A 6676-nucleotide genomic window follows, 5' to 3' on the forward strand; every position below is an offset into this window, starting at 1 on the left:
GCTCAAAGCCCGATTTGAAAAGCTTTTAGCCAGCTTGTCACCCCTTCAGCCCAACACCCGACACCCGACACCCGACAATTTCTTCTTGTTACAGATAGGGTCAAAGATAGCAGTTTTATGGGGGGGGGGCGCCCCCCCCCCCGGGGGGGGTGGGGGGGGGGGCCCCCCCACATAAAACTGCTATCTTTGACCCTATCTGTGACCAGAAGAAATTGTCGGGTGTCGGGTGTCGGGAATAGCAGCCAAGGAATAAAGGGGCTAAACCGCCCTGCTCAACCATCAAAACTAATCATATTCTATTTATTCTGTCAAGATGTAATTCCTAGAAACTAGATGTTAGCGTAGTGGAGCTAGTCTCTCTTTTTCCGAACAGTCACAGGATAGCAGTAGGATCAAGCCGAGTAAGTAATGATAGAACACGACCTCAATGGCGATCGCTCCTTAGTTTTAGAAACAGCATGGCAGCGATACGCCCAGCTTAAAACCCAAGCTGCAATCACTTACAGACAATATTTGAGTCTTCGGGGTGGATCAATTTTGCTCAGTGCGATCGCCACATTCCTCGCCGTGGTTATCGCCAGTACAGATAGGCAACTTATCGCCGCCCCACCGGGACGAATCTTAATCATTGGTTTAGTTTTAGTTCCGATTATCAATGTGATCGTTTTGGCGATTAGTCGCAACCTGCAACAAGGACAGTATTGGCAAATTCTCAATGCTGGTGCAGAGGAAATTCGCAAAACGATTTATCTGTATCGGACATTGCTACCCGGACAAGAGAATCGTCATCAATGGTTGAATGAACGAGTTACAGCAATTCAACGCCAGGTCTTTGATAGTATTGGCAGTGATTTAGTGCTGCAATCTTATACAGGGAATCTTCCCCCGGATGCGATGGGCAAATACCCAAGTCGTGATCCGGGTTTTACGGATTTACTGCCCTCAGATTACTTACACTATCGCCTAGAAGCGCAACGGCAACACTATACCCAAGAACTCGCCCAACTGAACACCACTCGCACTCGCTTACAAATTGCCATGTTTAGCGTGGCTGGATTGAGTGCATTATTACCCGTTTTAGGCGTGAGTGTCGGCGTCTGGGTAGCGTTTACCCTGTTTTTGGCAACGGTATTTAGCCTGTGGTTAGAACTAGGACGAATCGATGATCGCGTGAATGCGAATAACCAGCTAATTTTAGCCCTCAACATGATTCGCGATCGCTGGCAAAGTTTAACCGCAAAAGAGCGGACGGGTGAGGAATTTTTTCAGCTCGTGCTGGCGACAGAAAATACACTTTGGAATTACTATAGTCAACCAATTTCCGAACGGCGTCAAATTGCCACACCTTTGCTGGAACCGAGTGATGATTTACTCACAGAAGCGCTCAAACATCCTGCGCCAAAACTCATTGAACCTGTTGTCGAACTCCCAGAAGAATCGAACAAGGTTGAAACCCTAGCCGTTACCGCCAAAACCCCCAAAGAAGCGGTCACATTGGAGGTGGTTAAAAAAGTTGAAGAACCTGCTCAGGAACCGCCGAAAAAGGGATTACCTCATGCCTTTGTGGTCATGCCCTTTGGACGAAAAAAAGGACCGGATGGGCTTTGGATTGACTTTAACAGCATTTATCGAAACTTAATTAAGCCAGCGTTAGAAGAGGCAGGATTTGAGTCATTTCGTGCCGATGAAGAAATGGTTAGCGGCGATATTTTGACGGATATGTTTCAGGAGCTATTGCTCGCTGACCTGGTGCTGGCAGATTTAAGCATTGATAATGCCAACGTATTTTACGAGTTAGGCATTCGCCACGCCCTGCGTAAGCGCGGCTTGATTCACATCCAATGTGGTCGGTCTTACATGCCTTACGATATTTTCAATGTCCGGACTCTGCCTTATCACTGTGATGATAGCGGTTGTCCTGACCCAGAGTATTTACACAAAGACAAGCAGGCGATCGTGAAAATGGCGCGTGCCACCTGGGAGTCCGACAAAAACCGCATTCATAGCCCAATTTTCAGTATTTTAACCGGACTGGATGAACCCGATCGCAAGTCCTTGCAAACACCCCTGGCAACCGGATACTGGCAGGAATACAAAGAATGGCAAGAGCGGGTGGTGCTTGCCCAGCGACAAAAGCGGATTGGGGATGTCTTGTTATTAACCGAAGAGGTGAGTAATCCCCTAATTAAAGAAGAAGCCCTGGCGGAAGCAGGGAAAGCCCTAAAAAATCTAGGAAATCATGCCCTAGCGCTCAAAGAATATCGCCAAGGCTTGAAAATCAACTCCAAAAATTCTGAGTTTCGCCAAGAAGAAGCCTTTCACCTCAGCCGCTTAAAGCAATTTGATGAAGGGATTGTCAAATTAGAGTCATTGCTCCAAGATGAACCCAAAAATATTGATGCGCTCTGTTACTTAGCTCGCATTTACAAAGAAATGTGGCGCAATGAATGGAAAGACATCTCAGATCAGCCGGAGCGGTTGAGTACTGCCTATGATGCCGCTCACTTACTCAAAAAAGCCGTTGATACCTATCTCAAAGCCTATCGGCTGGATCACAATCACTATTATGCCGGGATTAATGCCCTCACCTTATTAGTCCTTCTCGATCATTTAGTTCAGCATTGTGATATCGATAGTGATGCTGAAGGAGAAGCCCTACGGCAACAGTTGCCCAATCTCAAAGGGGCGGTTCAATTCTGCCTGGAAAGTGCCGTTAAGACCAATGAAAATGATGCCTGGCCGTATGTTTCCTTAGGAGATTTAGCGGTATTGGCAGCCGACGATCCGAAACAGGTAATGCGAGCCTATAAAAAGGCGTTAACGCTACTCTGGAACAATAAATTTGCCCTAGAAGCCACCCTGGATCAACTGGAACTTTTGGCGGCGCTTTCTTTCCGCCCGGAGTATGTACAAGCAGGACAAGTGGTGATCCAAGGGGAACTTGACCGACTGAACAATCAAACGGCAATAACGGCGGATGAGAGCGAACCAGAACCCACACAAGTGATCCTCTTTTCCGGTCACATGATTGATAGTCCGACACGGGAACAACCACGTTTTCCCGCCGCCATGGAAAATGAGGCGCGGCAAAAAATTGAGGAGACTCTGGATAAGTTAAATCCCAGTACCAATTGCTTGGCAATTGCTCCCGGTGCGGCTTGTGGCGGTGATATTTTGTTTATCGAAGCCTGCTTAAAGCGGAACATGAAGGTGGAGGTGTTTCTGCCCTTTGCCCCAGCTCAGTTTATTCTCGAATCCGTTAGTTTTGCTGGGGATAACTGGGTATCCCGTTTCTATACAATTCAGAATCACCCTAATGTGTCATTTAGTCTGCAACCAGACCGATTGGGAGACGTGCCGATAGGGGATAATGCCTTCGAGCGCAATAATCGCTGGGCGTTGTATTCCACCCTCATGTATGGCATTGATCGTGTGCGACTGATTGTGCTGTGGAACGGTAAAGGCGGTGACGCGCCCGGAGGTACAGGTGACATGGTTCACCAGGTACGCCACTTAGGAGGCGTGGTTGAGCATATTGATACCACCAAGTTTGAGTACTGGAACACGAGGACGGAAGTATTAGCCAGTTAAATAAATGTAGAGACGTTGCATGCAACGTCTCTACCGGTTGATTTTCCGACCATCTTGAGCAAGAATCAGGTTCACCCCTGCTGTTTTGGCAGAAAGAGAATTGAAAAAATTAGTGCGACTTGTTCGTGAAATAACCAAACAACTGGGAATACTAGAGAGAGGAAAAAGGCGTGAAGCTCAGGTTAACCCGTGCACTGGAGTAACCCATCCTTGTTGCTCTTAAGGATTGACGTGGCTTACTCTTAAGATCATTGTCCTCGATGACATGGTTAAACTGATGGTTAAAATATTCTCTCTCTAGAGTCAATTCAATGAAAAACTCCTGTACTTTAACCTTTAACAATAACCTCTCCGCCCATGTTGTTCAAGTCCACAGTCCCACGGCGTTGGCGGCGGCGTTGCACCAGCTTGGTCTTGACCAACCCCGTCCTACCCTGGCGTTAGTGGGTGGAGCGAGTAAGATTAGTGAGTCTGACAAAAATGATTTGCGACGCATTTTTCTCGAAGTGATTGCGCCTCTAGCTGAACAACTGGGAGTGGTGGTTGTCGATGGGGGGACGGATGCGGGGATTATGCAATTTATTGGTCAAGCGCGGACAAGGATTTGTGGGACATTCCCGTTAATTGGTGTCGCCGCGATTGGCACGGTTATACTTCCTGGTGTTAAAAGCATGAATGCTGATGCAGCGATGCTAGAGCCAAATCACACCCACTTTGTTTTAGTTCCCGGCTGTAATTGGGGAGATGAATCCCCCTGGTTATCTGAGATTGGTAGTCATTTAGCTAAGGGGTTGCCGTCGGTTACGATTGTGGTGAATGGTGGTGAGATTACCTGGCAGGATGTGGCGCAAAGTGTGAAAGCCAAGCGACCTGCGATTGTCTTAGCCGGGAGTGGACGAACGGCTGATAAATTGGCAGCCGCGTTGCAGGGAGAGGTAACTGATGAACGAGCCGTAGATTTAGTGGCATCGGGACTTTTGCACGCTATCAATGTGAGTAAAGATGCAGCAGCACTGGCTCACCTAATTGGGCAGATGCTTTCGAGACCTGCGGATGCGTTGCCCGAATAAATTGCCTCCAAATAAGGTGGGAAGAAGGGTTGACATTGATTCGGTGAAATCGGAGGTTTTAAAATAAGTGTAATTCGGAGATTGATGCTAATTTATTTTTTTTTATGACATAATAAAAATTAAGTTGATTGAGACGTATACCGCTGATCCGGTTTGAGTGTTGCATGAAGCGTTTGTTGCTCAAACTAAATTATTCATTGGGTCATTTCATAATGTCTTAAGCCCACCATTGTTATATAGACTCTTGCAGATCAAGGCATAGAACGTGGCAAAAAAGAACTCTTACAGTCAATATCTTAGGCAACACCTGAGTAACTTAATCGAGCAGACGGACTTGCCCCCCTTGAAAAAGGACTTTATGAAAGCCCGCTGGTTGGATCAAGTGCTGTGGCTGGAAGGACGGGCAACCAAGGAACGCGATCGCCATAACTCTTTGAGGTTACTAACGATTATCGGTGGTGTTATTGTTCCCGCCATGGTGGGATTCAAAAGCCCGAATCCTAAGATCCAGGAAATTGTCGGATGGTCAGCGTTTGGGTTGAGTCAAGCGGTAGCTGTTTCCGCCGCCGTGGAAGAATTTTTCGCCCATGGGGAAAAATATAAGCAATTCCGCAATACAGCCGAAAGTATGAAAATTGAGGGCTGGCAGTTCCTGCAAATGGCTGGACCCTACAGTCAGTTTGAATCCCATGACGATGCCTATGCCACCTTTGCCTATCACGTTGAGCAGCTGATTCAGAAAGACGTGCAGGGTTTCGTCGCTCAGTTTGAAGAAAAAGAAAAGAAGAGCAAGGAAAAGACAGAAGAAACAGTGGCTCAAAATTCGGCTCTAGCCCTGGAAAATCTCAACCAGCAAATGGAGTATCAGGAGCAATTGCGGCGGCTTGAAGCGGAGAAACGCCGCTTGCGAGAAGAGAAAGAGCGTTTGGAACATGAGCGTTCAGCGCCGCTGGAACCTGCGGAAAACAATGGGGAAGACGTCCAGACTACCCCGGTGACTCTCGAAGACTTGCCCCCGCTAGGTGCCGCCGCAATGGCTTGGTTTGAAGAAGAAGAACCGGAAGAACCCAAAAAACAAGCATCGATGAATGGTCAGGGAAATAGTGAGTCGGCTAAACCCGCCGTACCGCAACTGATTACACCCGAACAAGCGTCCAAAATAATGGATTGTCCCCTCGCCGATAGCCAGAAATATTTACCTGGGGTGCTAGAGGCGCTTCAGGACTACGATATTTTGGATAAGCAGGTGCTAATTGGTTTATTAGCAACGGTGCGAGTGGAAACCAACGGGTTTAAGCCCATTAATGAGTTTGGTGGACCGAAATACTTTACCAAACATTATGAAGGACGCCGTGATATAGGCAATGTGCAACCAGGGGATGGGGCGAAGTATCACGGTAGAGGTTACATTCAGATTACGGGGAGAGCCAATTATCGCACGTATGGGCAAAAATTGGGGGTGGATTTGGAGAATAATCCTGAATTAGCTCTAGACCCGGAAATTTCTGCTAAGATACTAGCTTGTTACTTCAAAGATAGAGGGGTCGCCACTGCCGCAAAAGTGGGAGATTGGCGTAAAGTCAGAAAATTGGTGAATGGCGGCTATAACGGTTGGGATGTTTTTTCTAAGTATGTTGAGAAAGGTAAGGCGGTAATTGGTTAAGGTATGGAACCCACAGAAGAAGTTTTTTTTCAAGTTCAGGAACTCAAGGAAGCGATTCAGGAACTTAAAGAGCAGATCAAAGAAATGCAATCGATAAATGAGGTGCAGCAAGAGTCAATTACGTCTTTAATTGCTTTATCTCAGAAGCAAACGACAGTGATTGAGCAGCAAACCTCTGTGATTCAGCAATTGGTGAGTCGGTAAGGGAAAGATAAGTAGGGTCTGCTGAATAACTCTTGTGGTGGGGAGAGGCAATAGGCAATAGGCAATGGGCAATGGTTTCAACCCTCTGTCGAGGGAAAATTCGGCGCTGAGGTTGGCAAAAATTCCAGGATGCAAGAGAGTGGTAGTG

General features: G+C 47.2%; 4 protein-coding genes. All 4 read left to right on the forward strand.

From position 1 onward, the window contains the following. Nucleotides 1-408: 408 nt before the first annotated feature. The 4 genes from RID53_RS32000 (at nucleotide 409) to RID53_RS32015 (ending at nucleotide 6528) form a co-directional block, all read left to right on the forward strand. Nucleotides 409-3591 carry a TRAFs-binding domain-containing protein gene (locus RID53_RS32000; protein WP_446391937.1) on the forward strand — a complete coding sequence of 1061 codons (3183 nt, stop codon included), beginning with the start codon at nucleotides 409-411 and terminating at the stop codon, nucleotides 3589-3591. A gap of 311 nt (nucleotides 3592-3902) precedes the next feature. Continuing rightward, complete coding sequence (locus RID53_RS32005) at nucleotides 3903-4661, forward strand: hypothetical protein (RefSeq protein ID WP_446391938.1); 759 nt, start codon at nucleotides 3903-3905, stop codon at nucleotides 4659-4661. 358 nt (nucleotides 4662-5019) lie between these two features. Continuing rightward, nucleotides 5020-6324 (forward strand): DUF4231 domain-containing protein, encoded by a 1305-nt coding sequence (locus RID53_RS32010; RefSeq protein ID WP_446391939.1) that lies wholly within the window; start codon nucleotides 5020-5022, stop codon nucleotides 6322-6324. Nucleotides 6325-6327: 3 nt separating this feature from the next. Then, nucleotides 6328-6528 carry a hypothetical protein gene (locus tag RID53_RS32015; protein WP_006104757.1) on the forward strand — a complete coding sequence of 67 codons (201 nt, stop codon included), beginning with the start codon at nucleotides 6328-6330 and terminating at the stop codon, nucleotides 6526-6528. Nucleotides 6529-6676: the final 148 nt, after the last annotated feature.

The organism is Coleofasciculus sp. B1-GNL1-01 (genome assembly GCF_040220235.1).
In the GTDB taxonomy this organism is placed as follows: domain Bacteria; phylum Cyanobacteriota; class Cyanobacteriia; order Cyanobacteriales; family Coleofasciculaceae; genus Coleofasciculus.